Annotated in this window: 16 protein-coding genes and 1 pseudogene; 9 read left to right on the forward strand and 8 right to left on the reverse strand. The window is 71.3% G+C overall.

Features of this window, described 5'->3' with window-relative positions:
* Positions 1-81 precede the first annotated feature (81 nt).
* From ACZ4SF_RS18650 to ACZ4SF_RS18660, 3 genes are all read left to right on the forward strand, one after another.
* Complete coding sequence (locus ACZ4SF_RS18650; RefSeq protein ID WP_468385290.1) at positions 82-3,213, forward strand: sacsin N-terminal ATP-binding-like domain-containing protein; 3,132 nt, start codon at positions 82-84, stop codon at positions 3,211-3,213.
* A gap of 113 nt (positions 3,214-3,326) precedes the next feature.
* Positions 3,327-4,109 carry a calcium-binding protein gene (locus tag ACZ4SF_RS18655; protein ID WP_468385293.1) on the forward strand — a complete coding sequence of 261 codons (783 nt, stop codon included), beginning with the start codon at positions 3,327-3,329 and terminating at the stop codon, positions 4,107-4,109.
* A gap of 65 nt (positions 4,110-4,174) precedes the next feature.
* Positions 4,175-5,062, forward strand: coding sequence for a hypothetical protein (locus ACZ4SF_RS18660; protein ID WP_468385295.1), 888 nt, complete (start codon positions 4,175-4,177; stop codon positions 5,060-5,062).
* A gap of 27 nt (positions 5,063-5,089) precedes the next feature.
* On the opposite strand, the gene ACZ4SF_RS18665 is transcribed toward ACZ4SF_RS18660, so the two are convergent.
* Together ACZ4SF_RS18665 and ACZ4SF_RS18670 are read right to left on the reverse strand one after the other, a co-directional pair.
* Positions 5,090-7,486: an HAD-IC family P-type ATPase gene (locus ACZ4SF_RS18665; RefSeq protein WP_468385298.1), complete on the reverse strand. Its 2,397-nt coding sequence runs from the start codon at positions 7,484-7,486 to the stop codon at positions 5,090-5,092.
* 161 nt (positions 7,487-7,647) lie between these two features.
* Complete coding sequence (locus tag ACZ4SF_RS18670) at positions 7,648-7,914, reverse strand: DUF2530 domain-containing protein (RefSeq protein ID WP_468385300.1); 267 nt, start codon at positions 7,912-7,914, stop codon at positions 7,648-7,650.
* Positions 7,915-8,086: 172 nt separating this feature from the next.
* Between ACZ4SF_RS18670 and ACZ4SF_RS18675 the strand changes: the two genes are divergently transcribed.
* Positions 8,087-9,538, forward strand: a complete 1,452-nt coding sequence (locus ACZ4SF_RS18675) for an NCS2 family permease (protein WP_468385302.1) — start codon at positions 8,087-8,089, stop codon at positions 9,536-9,538.
* A gap of 4 nt (positions 9,539-9,542) precedes the next feature.
* On the opposite strand, the gene ACZ4SF_RS18680 is transcribed toward ACZ4SF_RS18675, so the two are convergent.
* Positions 9,543-9,725, reverse strand: coding sequence for a ribbon-helix-helix protein, CopG family (locus ACZ4SF_RS18680; protein ID WP_015659639.1), 183 nt, complete (start codon positions 9,723-9,725; stop codon positions 9,543-9,545).
* 155 nt (positions 9,726-9,880) lie between these two features.
* Between ACZ4SF_RS18680 and ACZ4SF_RS18685 the strand changes: the two genes are divergently transcribed.
* Both ACZ4SF_RS18685 and ACZ4SF_RS18690 read left to right on the forward strand, forming a co-directional pair.
* On the forward strand, positions 9,881-10,318 hold the full coding sequence (locus tag ACZ4SF_RS18685) for a MarR family winged helix-turn-helix transcriptional regulator (RefSeq protein WP_468385304.1): 438 nt from the start codon (positions 9,881-9,883) through the stop codon (positions 10,316-10,318).
* A gap of 26 nt (positions 10,319-10,344) precedes the next feature.
* Positions 10,345-11,691 carry an MFS transporter gene (locus ACZ4SF_RS18690; protein ID WP_468385306.1) on the forward strand — a complete coding sequence of 449 codons (1,347 nt, stop codon included), beginning with the start codon at positions 10,345-10,347 and terminating at the stop codon, positions 11,689-11,691.
* Positions 11,692-11,705: 14 nt separating this feature from the next.
* Here the strand turns inward: ACZ4SF_RS18690 and ACZ4SF_RS18695 are convergent.
* Positions 11,706-11,912: pseudogene (locus ACZ4SF_RS18695) on the reverse strand (GNAT family N-acetyltransferase); the annotation flags it as partial.
* A 70-nt stretch (positions 11,913-11,982) separates the two neighbouring features.
* Between ACZ4SF_RS18695 and thpR the strand changes: the two are divergent.
* Positions 11,983-12,555, forward strand: coding sequence for an RNA 2',3'-cyclic phosphodiesterase (gene thpR / locus ACZ4SF_RS18700; protein ID WP_468385309.1), 573 nt, complete (start codon positions 11,983-11,985; stop codon positions 12,553-12,555).
* Between the two features lie 236 nt (positions 12,556-12,791).
* Here the strand turns inward: thpR and ACZ4SF_RS18705 are convergent, their stop codons facing one another.
* Both ACZ4SF_RS18705 and ACZ4SF_RS18710 read right to left on the reverse strand, forming a co-directional pair.
* Positions 12,792-13,787, reverse strand: coding sequence for an aldo/keto reductase (locus tag ACZ4SF_RS18705; RefSeq protein ID WP_468385312.1), 996 nt, complete (start codon positions 13,785-13,787; stop codon positions 12,792-12,794).
* A gap of 166 nt (positions 13,788-13,953) precedes the next feature.
* Positions 13,954-14,439 carry a carboxymuconolactone decarboxylase family protein gene (locus tag ACZ4SF_RS18710; RefSeq protein ID WP_468385313.1) on the reverse strand — a complete coding sequence of 162 codons (486 nt, stop codon included), beginning with the start codon at positions 14,437-14,439 and terminating at the stop codon, positions 13,954-13,956.
* Positions 14,440-14,642: 203 nt separating this feature from the next.
* Here ACZ4SF_RS18710 and ACZ4SF_RS18715 point away from each other — a divergent pair, with 203 nt between their 5' ends.
* Positions 14,643-15,569 (forward strand): RNA polymerase sigma-70 factor, encoded by a 927-nt coding sequence (locus ACZ4SF_RS18715; RefSeq protein WP_468385317.1) that lies wholly within the window; start codon positions 14,643-14,645, stop codon positions 15,567-15,569.
* A gap of 69 nt (positions 15,570-15,638) precedes the next feature.
* On the opposite strand, the gene ACZ4SF_RS18720 is transcribed toward ACZ4SF_RS18715, so the two are convergent.
* A complete protein-coding gene (locus ACZ4SF_RS18720) occupies positions 15,639-16,322 on the reverse strand; it encodes a GDSL-type esterase/lipase family protein (RefSeq protein ID WP_468385320.1) in 684 nt (227 codons plus the stop codon).
* 122 nt (positions 16,323-16,444) lie between these two features.
* On the opposite strand from ACZ4SF_RS18720, the gene ACZ4SF_RS18725 reads away from it, so the two are divergent.
* Entirely contained in the window at positions 16,445-17,431 is a 987-nt protein-coding gene (locus tag ACZ4SF_RS18725) for a TolB-like translocation protein (protein ID WP_468385322.1), read from the forward strand.
* Between the two features lie 74 nt (positions 17,432-17,505).
* Here ACZ4SF_RS18725 and serC read toward each other — a convergent pair whose 3' ends face one another.
* Entirely contained in the window at positions 17,506-18,624 is a 1,119-nt protein-coding gene (gene serC, locus ACZ4SF_RS18730) for a phosphoserine transaminase (protein WP_468385325.1), read from the reverse strand.
* Positions 18,625-18,648 lie beyond the last annotated feature (24 nt).

The following is an 18,648-nucleotide window of genomic DNA, read 5'->3' on the forward strand; positions in this document are numbered from 1 at the left end:
GGCTTCACAGCCCTCACGCCCCTGCGCTGCCCGGGCCGCCCGCGCTGTACCTTCGTCCTCACGCGGAGGAGTGGAGTGAACGTGAGCAAGTTCGTGCGGCCGGCGGCCGAGGGTGCCGACCCCTTCGGGACGGCCCGTCTGCGCCGCGGTGTCCTCGACGCCTGGGCGACCAGCCCCGCCCGGTTCCGGGAGGACGCCAATGCCGAGGAGGACCTCGTCCTCGGCGGGTACCGGGACCGGCTGGTGGTCGAGCTGGCCCAGAACGCCGCCGACGCCGCCGCACGGGCGAAGACACCCGGACGTTTGCGCCTCACCCTCCGCGACGGCGTGCTCGTCGCCGCGAACACCGGCGCACCGCTGGACGCGGCCGGCGTCGAGTCGCTCTCCACGCTGCGCGCCTCCGCGAAGCGGGACACCGAGACCACGCACGGCGCCGTCGGCCGGTTCGGAGTCGGGTTCGCCGCCGTGCTCGCGGTGACCGACGAACCCGCGATCGTGGGCCGCCACGGCGGGGTCCGCTGGTCCCTCGCCGAGGCCCGGGAACTGGCTGCCGGGACCGCCCGCCACAGCCCCGGGCTCGGGGACGAGGTTCGGCGCCGGGACGGACACGTGCCCCTGCTCCGGCTGCCCTTCGCCGCCGAGGGCACCGCTCCGGAGCCGTACGACACCGCCGTCATCCTGCCGCTGCGGGACGCTGCCGCCGCCGATCTCGCCGAGCGGCTGCTCGCCGGCGTCGACGACGCCCTGCTCCTCGCCCTGCCGGGGCTGGCGGAGGTCGTCGTGGAGATCGACGGCCAGGATCCGCGCACCCTCAGCCGGCGTACCGACGGGCCCTTCACGGTCGTGGAGGACTCCCGCGACGGCATCACCAACTGGCGTACCGCGTCCGCCCACGGGCCGCTCACGCCCGACCTGCTCGCCGACCGGCCGGTCGAGGAACGGCTGCGTCCGCACTGGTCGGTGACCTGGGCCGTGCCCGTCGACGCCTACGGCGCCCCGGTACGCCCCCGTACCAGCGCGGTCGTCCACGCCCCGACCCCGAGCGACGAACCCCTCGGCGTGCCGGCGCTGCTCATCGCCTCCTTCCCGCTGGACACCACCCGCCGGCACGCGGCCCGGGGCCCCCTGACCGACTTCCTGGTGCAGCGCGCGGCCGAGGCCTACGCCGAGCTGCTCGCCGAGTGGCGGCCGGTCACGGACGGGATCATCGACCTCGTGCCCGGGCCGCTCGGCAGGGGCGAACTGGACGGGGCGCTGCGCCAGGCCGTGCTGGAGCGGCTGCCGCGGACCGCCTTCCTGCCCCCGGCAGTGGAGGCGAAGGGCGGCGACGACGAGCTGCCCGAAGCCCTGCGCCCGCGGGACGCCGAGGTCGTGGAGGGGGCCGGGGCCGACACCGTGCGGGTGCTCGCGGAGGTGCTGCCGACCCTGCTCCCGGCCGGTCTTGAGCGGCGCGTGGAGCTGCGCACCCTCGGGGTCGCCCGGCTGCCGCTCGCCGACGCCGTCGACCGCCTCGCCGGGCTGGAGAAGGACCCCGAGTGGTGGTGGCGGCTCTACGACAGCCTCGCCGGGGTCGATCCGGACCGGCTGTCCGGGCTGCCGGTACCCCTGGCGGACGGCCGTACGACCATCGGGCCCCGCCAGGTGCTCCTGCCCGCCCCGGACGCCACCCCCGTCGACCCGGAGATCCTCGGCCGGCTCGGGCTGAAGGTCGCCCACGGCGATGCCGCACACCCGCTGCTGGAGAAGCTGGGCGCGCTGCCCGCGAGCCCGCGCGCGGTGCTGACCACCCCGCAGGTACGGGCCGCCGTGGCCGCCTCTCTGGACGACGAGGGCGGGATCGACTGGGAGGAGGACGCCCCGGACGCCGAGGAACTGGCCGACACCGTCCTCGCCCTGGTGCGCGATGCCGGACTGGAGCCGGGTGACGAGCCGTGGCTGGGCGTGCTCGCGCTGCCCGACGAGGACGGGGAACTCGCCCCGGCGGGTGAGCTGGTGCTCCCCGGCAGCCCCTTCGCCCAGGTGATCCGTGAAGACGAACTGGCTGCGGTGGACGCCGAGTTGGCCCAGAAGTGGGGTGAGCAGCCGCTGGCCGCCTGCGGAGTGCTGGCGGACTTCGCCCTCGTCCGCGCCACCGACGTCGTCCTCGACCCGGACGAACTGGAGCCCCGGGAGGGCGACTTCGCCGAGCCGGACGACGCGGGTCTGCTGGACGCGGTGGACGTGTGGTGCGAGGACATCCTCGACCGCTTCCCGGACAGCCCGGTGCCGCCGGTCGCCACGGAACTGGTCGCCGTACGCGACCTGGACCTGGTGGACGACGAGCACTGGCCGCAGGCCCTCGCCCTGCTCGCCCGGCCGCCGCTGCGCGACGCCCTCACCCAGCCGGTGCGGATCCTGCTGCCCGACGGCACCCACGAGGTCGTCCGGCCGTACACCGCCTGGTGGCTGCGCGGGCACCCGGTGCTCGACGGCCGCCGCCCCGCGGGTCTGCTCGCGGCCGGCGGTGACCCGTTGCTGCGTGGCCTGTACGACGAGGCCGACGCCACCGGTTTCGAGGACGAGCAGGTGCTGCGGGCGCTCGGGGTGCGCACCTCCGTCGGCTCGCTGCTGGACGAGCCCGGCGGCGCGTCCGAGCTGCTGGACCGGCTCGCCGACCCCGCACGGCCGGTCACCCCGGCCCAGCTGCACGGCCTGTACGGCGCCCTGGCCGAGCTGGACCCCGAGCAGGTGACCCTGCCGGACGAGCTGCGGGCCGTGGTCGACGGGCGGGTGGAGGTCGTGGACGCGGCCGACGCGGTGGTCGTGGACTCGCCCGATCTGCTCCCTTTCACCTCCGGTGTACCGCTCCTGCCGGTCCGCCCGGGCCGGGCCGCCGAGCTGGCCGAGCTGTTCCAGGTGCGGCGGCTGAGCGAGTCCGTCACCGGCGAGGTGCACTCCGAGGGGACCGAGCACGACGTACCGGACCCGGTGCGGGTGCTGCTCGGTCCGCGCACCCCGCAGACGTACGTCGAGCACGAGGAACTGGTCGTGGACGGCGTCGGGATCGACTGGCGGCTGACCGACGACGGTGTGCTGCACGCGGCCACTCTGGAAGGGGTCGCGGCCGGTCTCGCCTGGGCCGCGGGGCAGTGGCCGCGGCGGTTCGAGGTGGCCGCCCTGCTGGAGGACCCGTCGCGGACGGAGGAGCTGGCCAGGGATCGCTGGTTCGACTGAACGTGATCCCGGACACAAGGCCGAGGATCGATGAAAGTTACATACAACCAGTGCGGGGTCTCGTGGATCTGATCATGCGGCAACAGTCTTCATGATCACGGAGTGACACACTCATGCGTATGCGAGCCGCAGGTACTGCCGTCATCGGCGCCCTGGCGCTGTCCGTTCTGGCCGTCCCGGCCGCCCAGGCGGCGGACGACAGCCGTGGTGACACGAAGATCTCGAACGTCGTGGTGAACGGCGGCAAGCCCGTCGTCGTGAGCGCGACCGGGACCAAGACCATCACCGTGTCCTTCACCGTCACGGACGACTCGGGCGTCGAGTGGGCCCAGGGGATCCTGTACCACGGCGCGGACATCGACCACGCCGACAGCGGTGCCGTCGCCAACACCAGCGACGGCCGCTCCGCCTGCACCAAGGTCGACGCCACCACCTCGACCTGCAAGGCGACCTACACCCTGACGGCGCGGAAGAACCTCATCAACTCGGTGGCCGGCAGCTGGAAGGTCTGGGCGATCGCCCAGGGCAACGACAACGACTTCGTCAAGAAGGAGAACGCCAAGACCTTCCAGGCGCAGCGGCTGTCCAAGCTGACGGTCAACGCCTCGCCGGAGCCGGTCAAGAAGGGCGCGACCCTCACCGTCACGGGTGCGCTGACCCGGGCCAACTGGGACGCGGCCAAGTACTCCGGTTACTCCGCGCAGTCGGTCAAGCTCCAGTTCCGCAAGAGCGGCTCCAGCACCTACACCACGCTGAAGACCGTCACGTCGGACTCCAAGGGCAACCTGAAGACCACGGTCAAGGCCTCGGCCGACGGTTACTACCGCTACTCCTTCGCGGGCACGTCCACCACCCCGGCGGTCAGCGCCGGCGGTGACTACGTCGACGTGAAGTAACGGCCCCGGGCCACACCGCGTCACCGCACCACCCATCTGTCCGTCCCACACAGGGGGGAACACTCATGCGTACACGTGCCACCGTGGCCGCCGTCTCCGGGGCCCTGGCCCTCTCCGCCTTCGCCGTCCCGGCCGCGCAGGCCGCCGACGGCGACTCCTCGTACCGCACCGAGGTCGCCGAGGTCGTCGCACAGCACACGTCCGGCAAGGCGGCCTTCACGGCCACCGCCGCGCCGATCGGCGACCTGGACGTGTCGTTCTCCGACTTCAAGATCACCAAGGCGATCAAGGTCGGTACGACCAGCAAGGTCACCACGTGGGTCACCTATAAGCTGACCCACGCCGCCGACATCGACGTCACCGACGGCAGCGTCCTCACCGGCCCGCTGATCTACCGCGGTTCCGCCGACAAGCCGGAGAACGTCCAGGGCGGCGAGAACCCGGCCACCTGCGTCGACGTCTCGGCGACCACGGCCACCTGCAAGGGCCCGGTCGACATCAACCCGCGCGAGACCGACGCCGAGGTGAAGCTGCGCAACTCCCAGGCCGGAACCTGGCACGGCGCGGGCCTCGCCATGGACTTCGAGAACGACAAGAGCGCCGTCCAGTTCGGTCTGGGCAGCACCCTGGTCCAGCGCAACTCCACGCTGACGGTCAACGCCGCCCCGGAGCCGGTGAGGAAGGGCAAGACCCTCACCGTCACGGGCAAGCTCTCCCGCGCCAACTGGGAGGACCACAAGTACCACGGCTACACCGGCCAGTCCGTGAAGCTCCAGTTCCGCAAGAAGGGCTCCAGCACCTACACCACGCTGAAGACCGTCAGGACGGACTCCACGGGCAACCTGCGGACGACGACCACGGCCACGGCCGACGGCTACTACCGCTTCTCCTTCGCGGGCACCACGACCACCCCGGCGGTCAGCGCCGCGGGCGACTTCGTCGACGTGCAGTGACGGGGACGCAGTAACACCTGACCGGTCTCATTCCGGGAAGCGGCGGCCGACCCATCTCCAGAGCTGTTCCAGGACGGCCGCCGCCACCACCGCGACACCGACCGCCGTCCACGGCAAGGTCATGCCGACCAGCTTCAGCGCGAAGAAGGCCTGCAGGGCGGGAACGGCGAGCACCAGCAGGAAGGCCGCCCCCATCGTGGCCACCAGGGCCACCCGCCACCAGGTGTAGGGACGGGCGATGATCGTCAGCACCCACATCGAGATCAGGAACAGCGTGAGGGTGGCGGCGCTGGTCTCCGCGTTCAGGGCGCCAGGGCCGGAGTAGTGGTGCCGGGCCAGCAGGTACGTCACGAAGGTCGCCGTACCGGCCACTACCCCGCCCGGGACCGCATACCGCATCACCCGGCGCACGAAGTGGGGTCTCGCCCGTTCCTTGTTGGGTGCCAGGGCCAGGAAGAAGGCCGGGACGCCGATGGTGAGGCTGGAGAGCAGGGTCAGGTGCCGCGGCAGGAACGGGTACTCCACCTGCCAGCACACCACCAGCAGCGCCAGCAGTACCGAGTAGACCGTCTTCACCAGGAACAGCGTCGCCACCCGCGTGATGTTGCCGATCACCCGGCGGCCCTCGCCGACCACCGACGGCAGGCTCGCGAAGCTGTTGTTCAGCAGGACGATCTGCGCCACCGCGCGCGTCGCCTCGGAGCCCGAGCCCATGGCCACCCCGATGTCGGCGTCCTTCAGCGCGAGCACGTCGTTCACGCCGTCCCCGGTCATCGCGACCGTGTGCCCGTGCGACTGCAGCGCGCCGACCATGTCCCGTTTCTGCTGCGGGGTGACCCGCCCGAAGACGGTGGCCGAGTCGAGCGCCTGTGCCATCCCCGGCCGGTCGTCGGGCATCTTCCGCGCGTCCACCGCCGTGCTCTCCAGACCCAGCTTGGTGGCGACCGCGCCGACCGACACCGCGTTGTCACCGGAGATCACCTTGGCGCGGACGTCCTGCTCGGCGAAGTAGCGCAGGGTGTCGGCCGCCTCCGCCCGCAGCCGCTGCTCCAGGACGACGAGGGCGGTGGGGCGGGCGCCCCGGGCCGGCTCGGAGTCGTCCAGGTCCCGGCTCGCCCGGGCCAGCAGCAGGACCCGCAGCCCCTGCTCGTTGAGACGCTCGGTCTCGGTGAGGGCCGGGTCCCCGTCGGTGAGCAGGACGTCCGGGGCGCCCAGCAGCCAGGTGCTGGTCTCGCCGTCACCCTCGCTGAACGCGGCCCCGCTGTACTTGCGGGCCGAGGAGAACGGCAGCGACTCGACGCACCGCCAGTCCACGCTGTCGGGGTAGGCGTCGATGATCGCCTGGAGGGAGGCGTTGGGGCGCGGGTCGGACTCGCCGAGCGCGCCGAGCACCTTGCGTACGTACGTCTCATCGGCGCCGTCCAGCGGGCGCAGCTCGGTGACGTCCATGCCGCCCTCGGTGAGCGTGCCGGTCTTGTCCAGGCAGACCGTGTCGACCCGGGCCAGCCCCTCGATGGCCGGCAACTCCTGCACCAGGCACTGCTTGCGGCCCAGCCGGATGACGCCGATGGCGAAGGCGACGGAGGTGAGCAGCACCAGTCCTTCGGGAACCATCGGCACGATCCCGGCGACCGTGCGGGCGACGGCGTCCTTGAAGGCGTTGTCCTTGACGACGAGCTGGGTGATGACGAGTCCGACGGCCGCCGGGACCATCATCCAGGTGACGTACTTGAGGATCGTGGAGATGCCGCTGCGCAGCTCGGAGTGGACGAGTGTGAAGCGGGACGCCTCCTCGGCGAGCTGGGCGGCGTAGGCCTCGCGGCCGACCCTCGTCGCGGCGAAGGCGCCGCTGCCGGCGACCACGAAGCTGCCCGACATGACCGGGTCGCCGGGGCGTTTGACGACCGGGTCGGCCTCGCCGGTGAGCAGCGACTCGTCGATCTCCAGACCGTCCGCCTCCGCGCACACCCCGTCCACCACGATCTTGTCGCCGGGCCCGATCTCGATGAGGTCGTCCAGGACGATCTCATGGGTGGCCACCTCGGTCGCCACCCCGTCCCGGCGTACCGTCGGCCGGGCCTCCCCGACCACCGCGAGCGAGTCCAGGGTCTGCTTCGCGCGCCACTCCTGGACGATGCCGATACCGGTGTTGGCGAGGATCACGAAGCCGAAGAGGGCGTCCTGGATCGGCGCCACGAACAGCGTGACCAGCCAGAGGACGCCGATGATCGCGTTGAACCGGGTGAAGACGTTGGCGCGGACGATCTCGCCGAGCGAGCGGCTGCTGCGCACCGGTACGTCGTTGACCTGGCCGCGTGCGACGCGGTCCGCCACTTCGACGGGGCTCAGTCCGGCCGCCCTGGTCGACGGCAGGGCCACGGGGTGCACAGGGTCGAGTTCCGCGCCCGCGTCTATATGGCTCATGCATTCGACGGTACGTGCGGATTTGCCCACCCGCCCACCGACTCGCTCGGCAGGAAAGCGGGCGTCGGGAGCCGGGGCGCGTTTCGGCCACCGAGCCGGGTGGCTGGTGGGCGAGGCCGGGTCCGGGGGCCGGCCCCGGGGGACCGGTCCGGCCGGCGGAGCTACTCGGCCGGGGCCGAGCGCAGCGCGGCGTCCCGCTTGATCGCCGCGTCCCGCTTGCGCACGTACCAGATGCCGATCAGGCCGAGGCCGCCGCCCGCCAGGCAGGTCCACAGCCACCACAGGTGCTCGTGCTCCTCGAACCAGCCGTAGAAGGGGAGCTGGACGAGGAACAGCACGAACCACACGATCGTGCCGCCGGTGATGGTGGCGACCACGGGGCCCTCCAGGGGCTCGGGCGCCTCGTGCTTGGGGGTCCACTTGGCCATGGGGACAGCTTATGGGCCGCCGCGCCGACCCGGATGAGCCGATCAGGTCTACGCGCGGAGATAGCGATCTCCCCCTCATACCTTCATACTGAAACCGTTTGTCTTTGACCGCTTCTTTTCGTAGGAAACTCCAACAGGGCTCGGGGGAACCCCGTCGGTGATGAGGTCCCGCATGTCCACCTCGGCTCCCGCCAAGGCCCCCACCCCCGAGAAGCCGGGTGGTATGCCCGGCTACGGCGCTCTCGACCGCTTCTTCAGGATCTCCGAGCGGGGCAGCTCGCTCGCGCGTGAGATCCGCGGCGGTTTCGCCACCTTCTTTGCGATGGCGTACATCATCGTGCTGAATCCGATCATCCTCAGCAGCGCGAAGGACATGTACGGACACCACCTGGACAGCGGCCAGCTGGTGACGGCGACCGCGCTGACGGCGGCGTTCAGCACGCTGCTGATGGGTGTCATCGGCAATGTGCCGATCGCCCTCGCCGCCGGCCTCGGCGTGAACTCGGTCGTCGCGCTCCAGCTCGCCCCGCGCATGTCCTGGCCGGACGCCATGGGCATGGTCGTACTGGCCGGTGTCGTGGTGATGCTGCTGGTCGCCACCGGTCTGCGCGAGCGCGTGATGAACGCGGTGCCGTTCGGCCTGCGCAAGGCGATCTCCATCGGCATCGGTCTGTTCATCATGCTGATCGGCCTGGTGGACTCCGGTTTCGTCACCCGCATCCCGGACGTCGCCCAGACCACCGTCCCGCTCCAGCTCGGCGTCGGCGGTCACCTCAACGGCTGGCCGGTGCTGGTCTTCGTCCTGGGCGCGCTGCTCACCTTCGCCCTCATCGTCCGCAAGGTGCCGGGCGCGATCCTGATCTCGATCGTCGGCATGACCGTCCTCGCGCTGATCATCAACTCGGTCGCCACGATCCCTTCCTGGGGCCTGACCGTCCCGAAGTGGCCCGGCAACCCGGTCGCCACCCCCGACTTCGGCCTGGTCGGCCACGTCAGCCTGTTCGGCGGCTTCTCCAAGGTCGGTGTCCTGACCGGCATCCTCTTCGTCTTCACCGTGCTGCTGTCGTGCTTCTTCGACGCGATGGGCACGATCATGGGCATCAGCGACGAGGCCAAGCTGACCGACGCCCAGGGCTACATGCCGGGCATCAACAAGGTCCTGTTCGTCGACGGCCTCGCGGTCGCCGCGGGCGGTGCCAGCTCCTCCTCGGCCACCACGGCCTTCGTGGAGTCCACGGCCGGTGTCGGCGAGGGTGCCCGGACGGGTTTCGCGAACGTCGTGACGGGTGGCCTCTTCGCCCTCGCGCTGTTCCTCACCCCGATCGCCACGATGGTCCCGTCCCAGGCGGCCACCCCCGCACTCGTCGCGGTCGGCTTCCTGATCCTGTCGAACTCCGTCAAGGAGATCGACTGGGCGGACTACACCATCGCCATCCCGGCGTTCGTGACGATGCTGATGATGCCGTTCACCTACTCGATCACGAACGGCATCGGCATGGGCTTCATCACCTTCACGGTGCTGCGCCTGGCCGCCGGCCGGGGCCGGGAGGTCCCGGTGCCGATGTACATCGTCTCGGCCGTCTTCGCCTTCTACTACCTGATGCCGGCCCTGGGTCTGACGTGAGCCGTCATGTGACCCCGTAGAACTTCTCCGTCTCCTCGACGGCGGTCTGGAACCGCTCGTCGAAGTCATCGCGGATGAGCGTCCGGACGACATAGTCCTGGACGCTCATTCCTCTTTTCGCCGCGTGGTGCCGGAGCCTTTCGAGCAGCTCCCCGTCTATCCGCAGGCTGAGCACACTGGTCCCCATGGGTACGAGGGTCGCCACATCAGGCCACCCGGTGCGTCACTTTCAGGAAGTCGCTCACTCGTATGGGTGATCAGGTGGTTTCAGTGGCGGGTGTCACGGGCATCGCGGGCGCGTCCGGTGGTCCTTAGTCAGGGTAATGAGTTACCCTAAAGAACATGCCGGATCTTTCCCATGGCGACGACGCTGCCGCCGTGAACGCTCTCCGCTCCTCCGTGATGCGACTGTCCCGTCGGCTCAAGCACCAGCGGGTCGACGAGTCGCTGAGCCCCACCGAGATGTCGGTGCTCGGCACCCTCGCCCGCTGCGGCAGTGCCACCCCCGGCGAGCTGGCCCGCAAGGAGCACGTGCAGCCGCCGTCGATGACCCGCATCGTGGCACTGCTCGAGGGCAAGGGCCTGGTCCGGCTGGAGCCGCACCCCGAGGACCGGCGCCAGAAGGTCGTCACCCAGACCGAGCAGGCCGAGGCGATGCTCGAGGAGAGCCGCCGCAAGCGCAACGCGTTCCTGGCCGGCCTGGTCGAGGGCCTCGACGAGGACGAGTGGGCCACCCTGCGTGCCGCCGCCCCCGTGCTGGAGAAGCTCGCACACCTGTAAGCACCCGACCGAGGAGGCGAACCCGCTTGAGTACGGGATCCGGAACACCTTCCGCCCCCGCACCGACCACCTCTACCACCGCCGTTTCCCGCAAGTCCTCGATGTTCAGCTCGCTGAGGATCAGGAACTACCGCCTCTTCTTCCTCGGCCAGGTCGTCTCCAACACCGGCACCTGGATGCAGCGCATAGCCCAGGACTGGCTGGTCCTCGCCCTCACCGGCTCCTCCGCGGCCGTCGGCATCACGACGGCCCTGCAGTTCCTGCCGATGCTGCTGTTCGGCCTGTACGGCGGTGTCCTCGTGGACCGCCTGCCCAAACGGCCGGCCCTGCTGGTCACCCAGTCCTCGATGGCCGTCACCGGTCTCGCGCTCGCCGCGCTGACCCTCTCCGGTCACGTCCATGTCTGGCATGTGTACGTCGCCGCCTTCGCGGTCGGTCTCGCCACCGTGGTCGACAACCCGGCCCGGCAGTCCTTCGTCTCGGAGATGGTCGGCCCGGACCAGCTGCAGAACGCGGTCAGCCTGAACTCGGCGAACTTCCAGTCCGCCCGGCTGGTCGGCCCCGCCGTCGCGGGCCTGATGATCACCGGAGTGGGCACCGGCTGGGCGTTCCTCGCCAACGGCCTGTCCTTCGCCGCGCCGATCGCCGGCCTGCTGCTGATGCGCGCCCGCGAGCTGCACGTGGTCGAGCGCGCCCCCCGGGGCAAGGGCCAGCTGCGCGAGGGTCTGAGCTATGTGGCGAAGCGGCCGGAGTTGATCTGGCCGATCGTGCTGGTCGGCTTCATCGGCACCTTCGGCTTCAACTTCCCGGTGTGGCTGTCGGCCTACGCGGACGACGTCTTCCATGCCGGCGCCGGCGCCTACAGCCTCTTCAACACCCTGATGGCCGTCGGCTCCCTCGGCGGCGCCCTGCTGGCCGCCCGCCGCGGTACGGCCCGGCTGCGCGTCCTGATCGCCGCCGCGCTGGCCTTCGGCGCGCTGGAGACCGTGGCCGCGCTGGCCCCGTCGTACTGGCTGTTCGCGCTGCTCATGGTGCCGATCGGCATCTTCGGTCTGACGGTGAACGTCACCGCGAACACCACCGTCCAGATGGCGACCGACCCGGCCATGCGCGGCCGGGTGATGGCCCTGTTCATGATGGTGTTCATGGGCGGTACGCCGCTGGGTGCGCCGGTCGTCGGCTGGCTCACCGACACCTACGGTGCCCGGGCCGGCTTCGCGGCCGGCGGTGTGGTCTCGGCCCTCGCGGCCGGTACCGTCGGCCTGGTCCTGGCCCGTATCGGCGGCCTGCGGCTGTCGGTGGGCTGGTACCACGGCCACCCGCAGGTCCGTTTCGTCCCGCGCGACCGGGAGCGGCTGGCAACGGCAGCCTGAGCGGGCCCGGAGGGCTACAGCACCCTCCGGGCCAGCACCTGCCCCGGCCACTCGTCCTCGCCGTGGGTGTACGGCTCGGTGCGGACGAAGCCGTTGCGCTCGTAGTAGGCGACCAGTTTGCCGTCGTCGCCGGCGTAGCAGTCCACGCGCAGCAGGGAGATCCCGGCCCGCCGGGTCACCTCGGCCGCGTACGCGAGCAGTGCGGCTCCGGCTCCGAGGCCCGGAGTGGGGGCATCCTGCCCACGCCTGCCGGGGAGGGCGACGGCTTTTTGCGTCTGGGAAGGTGAGTGCATGAGACTCTTCGCCGCCGTACTGCCCCCGGAGGACGTCGCGGGCCAACTCGCCGCCGAAGTGGCTCGGTTGAAGGAGCTGCCGGGCGCCGACCGGCTGCGCTGGACCGGCCGCCCCGGCTGGCACTTCACCCTCGCCTTCTACGGCGAGGTCGCCGACGACCTCGTACCCGCCCTGACGGACCGCCTGGCCCGCGCGGCCCACCGTACGGCTTCCTTCTCCCTCGCCCTCGCGGGCGGCGGCCAGTTCGGCCGGGGCCGCGCCCTGTGGACGGGCGCCCGGGGCGACGGGGAGGCGCTGCGCCTGCTGGCCGACCGGGCGGAGGCGGCGGCCCGGAAGGCCGGGGTGCCGATGGGGGAGCACCGGCGGTACAAGGCGCATCTCACGGTGGCCCGCAGCCGGGACGCGGTCGACGTACGGCCGTACGTCTCAGAACTCAGGGAATTCACGAGCAGCACCTGGACCGTGGCCGACCTGGTGCTGGTGCGCAGCCACCTGCCGACGTCCGGGGCGCCGGGTGCGCAGCCGCGGTACGAGGTGGTCGAGCGCTGGGCGCTGGGCGGGGGCGGTTAGTCTCGAAGGCGTGGACCCGAAGACTCGGAACCGGATCATGGCCGGTGTGCTCGTTCTCATGTTTGCGGTGGTTGCCTTGGCGTCGGCCGTCAGGTAGCGGCCGGCTGTGCGCCTGAAGGGGCGGGACCGCGGCCGGTCCGGCGGCTGCGGGCCGTCCGTGGCCGCTCGCGCCCGCGCGGCGGAGCCGCATGGCGAGAACGGTCCCGCCCCCTCACGGTGCACAGCCCCTCAGCCCGTCACCAGGCGAACGCCTCCGGGGACGGACCCGGACCCGGGAAGATCTCGTCCAGGGTGCCCAGCAGTTCCTCGCTCAGTTCCAGTTCCACGGCCCTGAGCGCCGACTCCAGCTGTCCGGCGGTGCGCGGGCCGACGATCGGACCGGTCACGCCGGGGCGGGTCAGCAGCCAGGCCAGGGCCGTCTCACCGGGCTCCAGGCCGTGCTTGTCGAGCAGGTCCTCGTACGCCTGGATCTGCGCGCGTGCCGTCGGGTCGTTCAGGGTGGCGGCGGCCCGGCCGGAGGCGCGGCGGCCGCCCTGGACCTCCTTCTTGATGATCCCGCCCAGCAGACCGCCGTGCAGTGGCGACCACGGGATGACACCGAGGCCGTAGTCCTGCGCGGCCGGGATGACCTCCATCTCGGCGCGGCGCTCGGCGAGGTTGTACAGGCACTGCTCGCTGACCAGGCCGATGGTGCCGCCGCGGCGGGCGGCGCTCTCGTTGGCCTGGGCGATCTTGTAGCCGGGGAAGTTGCTGGAGCCGGCGTAGAGGATCTTGCCCTGCTGGACGAGGACGTCGATCGCCTGCCAGATCTCCTCGAACGGAGTGTTCCGGTCGATGTGGTGGAACTGGTAGAGGTCGATGTGGTCCGTCTGCAGCCGCTTCAGGCTGGCGTCCACCGCGCGCCGGATGTTCAGCGCGGAGAGCTTGTCGTGGTTGGGCCAGGCGTCCTCGCCGTCGGTGGCCATGTTGCCGTACACCTTGGTGGCGATGACGGTCCTGTCGCGCCGCCCGCCGCCCTTGGCGAACCAGTTTCCGATGATCGACTCGGTCCGGCCCTTGTTCTCCCCCCAGCCGTACACGTTGGCGGTGTCGAAGAAGTTGATGCCCGCGTCCAGCGCCGCGTCCATGATCGTGTGGCTGTCGGCCTCGTCGGTCTGCGGTCCGAAGTTCATCGTGCCGAGAACGAGCCGGCTGACCTTGAGTCCCGTGCGTCCGAGCTGCGTGTACTTCATGGTCCTCTAGCCAACGGCTTCGAGTGCGCTCAAGGCAAGGGTTCTTGGGCGCGCCTGGGCGAGGGCTCAAGGGGTTGCGCGCCGCGCCCGGACCGGATGGGTACGGTCCGGCCCGGCGCCCGGACCGGATGCGTGCGGTCCGGGCCCGGCGCCCGGTGCCGGTGGGTCAGTCCGGCAGCTCGCCGAACATGCCGGGCTCGTAGGTCCCACCCTGGTTGCGGACGATCACGCCGAGCCGGTTGGCCGCGTTGATCATGGCGATCACGTAGACCAGAGCGGTGGTCTGCTCGTCGTCGTAGTGCTTGCGCACCGCGGCCCAGGTCTCGTCGGACACGCCCTGGTGGGCGTCGGCGAGCCGGGTTCCCTCCTCGGCGAGTGCCAGCGCGGCCCGCTCGGCGTCGGTGAACACGGTGGACTCGCGCCAGACGGCCACGAGGTTGAGCCGGAGCGCGGTCTCCCCGGCCGCGGTGGCGTCCTTGGTGTGCAGGTCGGTGCAGAACGCGCAGCCGTTGATCTGGCTGGCGCGCAGCATCACCAGTTCCTGCGTGGTCCTGGACAGTGCCGACTGCATGATCGCCAGACTGACGTTGCCGAACCGCTTGCCGAGCCGGACACCCAACTCGTCGGTCATCAGGTTGAAACGGGGTTCCATGACGTCGTCCTCATGTGTGGGGTTCCATGCCGCGCGGATCGCCGGCGCGGCGTCGTGACGTCCACCGGATGCCGGCCGGCCGAGCCTTGTGACACGGGTCGCGGTGTGACCTGTGCCACCCGCCACGGATGTCACACGGCGGCGAGCGGCGGCGTCCTGTGCGTGTGCGTGACGACCGGGACCGGACCAGACGGGAGACAGCCATGAGCGAGCGCGGTGGGCGGACGGCGGAGGGTGCGCGGCCGCACGCTCCGGAGGGCCGCACGGACCCCGGCACCGAGGCGTTCGTCGCCCACCGGAACCTGCTCTTCACGGTCGCCTACGAGATGCTCGGCTCGGCCGCCGACGCGGAGGACGTCCTGCAGGAGACCTGGCTGCGGTGGGCGGGCGTCGATCACGGCACCGTACGGGAGCCGCGGGCGTACCTGATCCGCATGACCACCCGCGAGGCCCTGACCCGGCTGCGGACGTTGCGCCGGCGCAGGGAGTCCTACGTCGGCCCGTGGCTGCCCGAGCCGCTGCTGACCGTGCCGGACGTCGCCGAGGACGTGGAGCTGGCGGACAGCGTGTCGATGGCGATGCTGCTGGTGCTGGAGACGCTCACGCCGGCCGAGCGCGCGGTGTTCGTGCTGCGGGAGGTGTTCGGCCTGGAGTACGAGGAGATCGCCGGGGCCGTCGGCAAGAGCCGGGCCGCGGTCCGGCAGATCGCCCACCGGGCGCGGTCCCATGTCGCCGCGCGCCGGCCTCGCGGGTCCGTTTCCGCGGCCGAGGCCCGGGACGTGCTGGAGGCGTTCCGCGGGGCGGTCGAGACGGGAGACCTGCAACGCCTGCTCGACCTGCTGGCGCCGGACGTCGTGCTGCTGGCTGATGGCGGCGGGGTGGTACAGGCCGCGCCGGCACCGGTCGTGGGGGCCGAGCGGGTGGCCCGCGTGCTGGGCCGCATCGCCGCGGCGGTGTCCCTCCGGCCGGCTCAGGTCAACGGCCGGCCGGCGCTGATCCTGCGGATCGACGGCGAGGTCGACACGGTGATGGCGATGCGCATCGACGACGGCCTGGTCACCGGCCTCTACGCGGTGCGCAACCCCGAGAAGCTGTCGCGGGTGGAGCGGGAGACCCTGCTGTCCAGGTGAGGGGGCGGGCCGGTCGCCGGGGAGGTCGTCGGTCGTGAGGACGGGGTCTCGGCCCCGGCGCCGGTCAGGTCACCCCGTTCCGGCCGCGTACACCCGTCCGACCCCCCACGCCTCCCGCATCGCCCCCGCGAACGCCTCCGCGATCCGCCGCTCGCCCTCGGCGTTGGGATGCGTGCCGTCGTACGTGTCGGCGTGGATGCCGTACCCCTGCGGCGGCGAGGCCAGCAGGATCGGTGAGCGGGGCTCGTCCAGGTCGGCGACCGCCTTGGCGAGCAGGACGTTGAAGCGGTCCACCTGCTCGGCGAAGGGCGCGTCCACCTCGGCCCGGATGTTCGGGATCACCGGCAGCAGCACCATGCGGATGCCCGGGTCGGCGGCACGGGCCGCGGCGATGAAGGCCCGTACGTTCTCGGCCGTCTGCTCGGCGTTCGTGTAGAAGCCGAGGTCGATCAGGCCGAGGGAGACGAGCAGGATGCCGGGCCGGTGCTCGCGTACCGCCTCCCCGATCAGCGGAGCCATGTGCTGCCAGCCCTCGCCCCAGCCCGCCAGGTGGCCGCGGGGGAAGTCGGGATCGGCGTAGGCCAGGGACGTCGCGGCGTCGGTCTGCTTGTCGTACAGCGTCTCGCGCGGGCCGACCAGGGTGAAGGGGCCGTCGTACGTCGCGCGCAGCCGCTGCCACAGCCGGTAACGCCATGTGTGTTCGCCCGCGCTCCCGATCGTCATGGAGTCGCCCACGGGCATGAACCTGAGCATCCGCTCATCATGGACGATTGCTGGGGCCCATGGGGTCCATGGTGTCTGTGAGGCGGACCACGTCCGGTGAACGCGGGCGGCCGGGTCCCCTGAACCACCGGCGGGAATGGCAGGCTTGGGGCATGCGTCGATCGTTCGCCGTCCTCGCCGGGGTGCTGCTCGCCGGCTCCTGTGCGCTGCCCGCCTCCGCCGCCGGCTCGGCCGCCCGCGGAACCGGCGACCATGGGTTCACCATCAAGGACCCGCGGATAACCGAGTCCAGCGGGCTCGCCGCCTCCCGGCTGCACCCCGGCATCTACTGGACGCACAACGACAGCGACGACGGGCCGTACCTCTACGCCGTGGACAGCGCGACCGGGAAGACCGTCGCCCGCGTCACCCTACGCGGCATCGGCTCCCCGCGTGACGTGGAGGCCGTCTCCATCGGGCCGCACAACGAGATCTACGTCGGCGACATCGGCGACAACTTCGGCGGCAAGTGGCCGTACGTGTGGATCTACAAGCTGCCCGAGCCGAAGCGGCTGACGGACCAGACGGTCACGGCCACGCAGTACGTCGTGAAGTACCAAAACGGGCCGCGCGACGCCGAGTCCCTGCTGGTGCATCCGAAGACCGGGCGCGTCTACATCGTCGACAAGAAGGAGGACGGCGGGCACCTGTACGAGGGCCCGGCCACGCTCTCCACGTCCGGCGCCAACGTCTTCAGGCCCGTCGCCGCCGTGGACCTGTGGGCGACCGACGCCGCGTTCTCGCCGAACGGCCGTCAGCTCGCCGTCCGCGGCTACTTCGGCGGCCTCTACTACGACTGGAACGGCGGCAGGATCGAACGCAAGGGGCGCCTCGACGTGCCCTTGCAGGGCCAGGGCGAGTCCCTGTCGTACTCCGCCGACGGCACCAGGCTGATGTACGGCAGCGAGGGCGCGGACAGCCCGGTGCAGGCGCAGGACGCGCCCGAGGGGGCATCGGACAAGTCCCCGTCCGGCAAGGAGAGTTCCGGCTCCGGCGGCAGTGCGGCGGGCGGCAGCGGGAGTCTCGGGATCGGCGCCGCCGTCGTCGCGGTCGGCGCGGTGGCCCTGCTCGGCCTGCGGATGCTGCGCCGGCGCGGCTGAGCAGTGGCCGGCCGGCGCCGGAAACGGCGAAGGGCGCCCGGTGGAGCACCGGGCGCCCTTGTGCGCGGCTTCGGTTACAGCTTCTCGATCACGTGGTCGACGCACTTCGTCAGCGCCTCGACGTCCGCCGGGTCGATCGCCGGGAACATCGCGATGCGCAGCTGGTTGCGGCCGAGCTTGCGGTACGGCTCGGTGTCCACGATGCCGTTGGCACGCAGCACCTTGGCGACGGCGGCCGCGTCGATGTCCTCGGAGAAGTCGATCGTGCCGATGACCTGCGAGCGCTTGGCCGGGTCGGTGACGAACGGGGTGGCGTACTTGGCCTCCTCGGCCCAGCTGTACAGGCGCGTCGAGGAGTCCTTCGTGCGGGCCGTGGACCAGGCGAGGCCGCCCTGGCCGTTGAGCCACTCCAGCTGCTCGTTGAGGAGGAAGAGGGTGGCGAGGGCCGGGGTGTTGTACGTCTGGTTCTTGCGGGAGTTGTCGATCGCCGTCGGCAGGCTGAAGAACTCCGGGACGTGGCGGCCGGAGGCGTGGACCCGCTCGGCGCGCTCGATCGCGGCCGGCGAGAAGACGCCGATCCACAGGCCGCCGTCGGAGGCGAAGGACTTCTGCGGGGCGAAGTAGTAGACGTCGGTCTCGGCGATGTCGACCGGGAGGCCGCCCGCGCCCGAGGTGGCGTCCACCAGGACGAGCGCGCCCTCGTCGGCACCGGCCACGCGCCTGATCGGCATGGCGACACCGGTGGAGGTCTCGTTGTGGGTGAAGGCGTAGACGTCGACGCCGGCCTCGGCCTGCGGCTCCGGGTGGGTGCCCGGGTCGGAGGCGATGACGGTCGGCTCGGCCAGCCAGGGGGCGAGCTTGGCGGCCTTGGCGAACTTGGAGGAGAACTCGCCGAAGTTCAGGTGCTGCGACTTGTTCTCGATCAGGCCGTGCGTGGCGATGTCCCAGAAGGCGGTGGAGCCGCCGTTGCCGAGGACGACCTCGTACCCCTCGGGCAGGGAGAACAGCTCCGAGATGCCCTCGCGGACCTTGCCCACCAGGTTCTTGACGGGCGCCTGGCGGTGGGAGGTGCCCAGCAGGGACGTGCCGGTGGCGGCGAGGGCGTCCAGCGCCTCGGTCCGCACCTTGGAGGGACCCGCACCGAAGCGTCCGTCGGCGGGCTTGATGTCAGCGGGAATCTGGATGTCGGCCACGGAAGGAGGTTAGCCGGTGCGGGA

The sequence above is a fragment of the Streptomyces sp. NPDC027663 genome, from assembly GCF_055566415.1.

Bases quoted from the DNA above. Each gene is read 5' to 3' on its own strand.
- ACZ4SF_RS18660 (WP_468385295.1), top strand. From the start codon at position 4,175: ATGCGTACACGTGCCACCGTGGCCGCCGTCTCCGGGGCCCTGGCCCTC.
- ACZ4SF_RS18685 (WP_468385304.1), top strand. From the start codon at position 9,881: ATGCCGGATCTTTCCCATGGCGACGACGCTGCCGCCGTGAACGCTCTC.
- ACZ4SF_RS18665 (WP_468385298.1), bottom strand. From the start codon at position 7,486: ATGAGCCATATAGACGCGGGCGCGGAACTCGACCCTGTGCACCCCGTG.
- ACZ4SF_RS18680 (WP_015659639.1), bottom strand. From the start codon at position 9,725: ATGGGGACCAGTGTGCTCAGCCTGCGGATAGACGGGGAGCTGCTCGAA.
- ACZ4SF_RS18710 (WP_468385313.1), bottom strand. From the start codon at position 14,439: ATGGAACCCCGTTTCAACCTGATGACCGACGAGTTGGGTGTCCGGCTC.
- ACZ4SF_RS18725 (WP_468385322.1), top strand. From the start codon at position 16,445: ATGCGTCGATCGTTCGCCGTCCTCGCCGGGGTGCTGCTCGCCGGCTCC.
- ACZ4SF_RS18675 (WP_468385302.1), top strand. From the start codon at position 8,087: ATGTCCACCTCGGCTCCCGCCAAGGCCCCCACCCCCGAGAAGCCGGGT.
- ACZ4SF_RS18655 (WP_468385293.1), top strand. From the start codon at position 3,327: ATGCGTATGCGAGCCGCAGGTACTGCCGTCATCGGCGCCCTGGCGCTG.
- ACZ4SF_RS18670 (WP_468385300.1), bottom strand. From the start codon at position 7,914: ATGGCCAAGTGGACCCCCAAGCACGAGGCGCCCGAGCCCCTGGAGGGC.
- ACZ4SF_RS18705 (WP_468385312.1), bottom strand. From the start codon at position 13,787: ATGAAGTACACGCAGCTCGGACGCACGGGACTCAAGGTCAGCCGGCTC.
- thpR (WP_468385309.1), top strand. From the start codon at position 11,983: ATGAGACTCTTCGCCGCCGTACTGCCCCCGGAGGACGTCGCGGGCCAA.
- ACZ4SF_RS18720 (WP_468385320.1), bottom strand. From the start codon at position 16,322: ATGCTCAGGTTCATGCCCGTGGGCGACTCCATGACGATCGGGAGCGCG.
- ACZ4SF_RS18715 (WP_468385317.1), top strand. From the start codon at position 14,643: ATGAGCGAGCGCGGTGGGCGGACGGCGGAGGGTGCGCGGCCGCACGCT.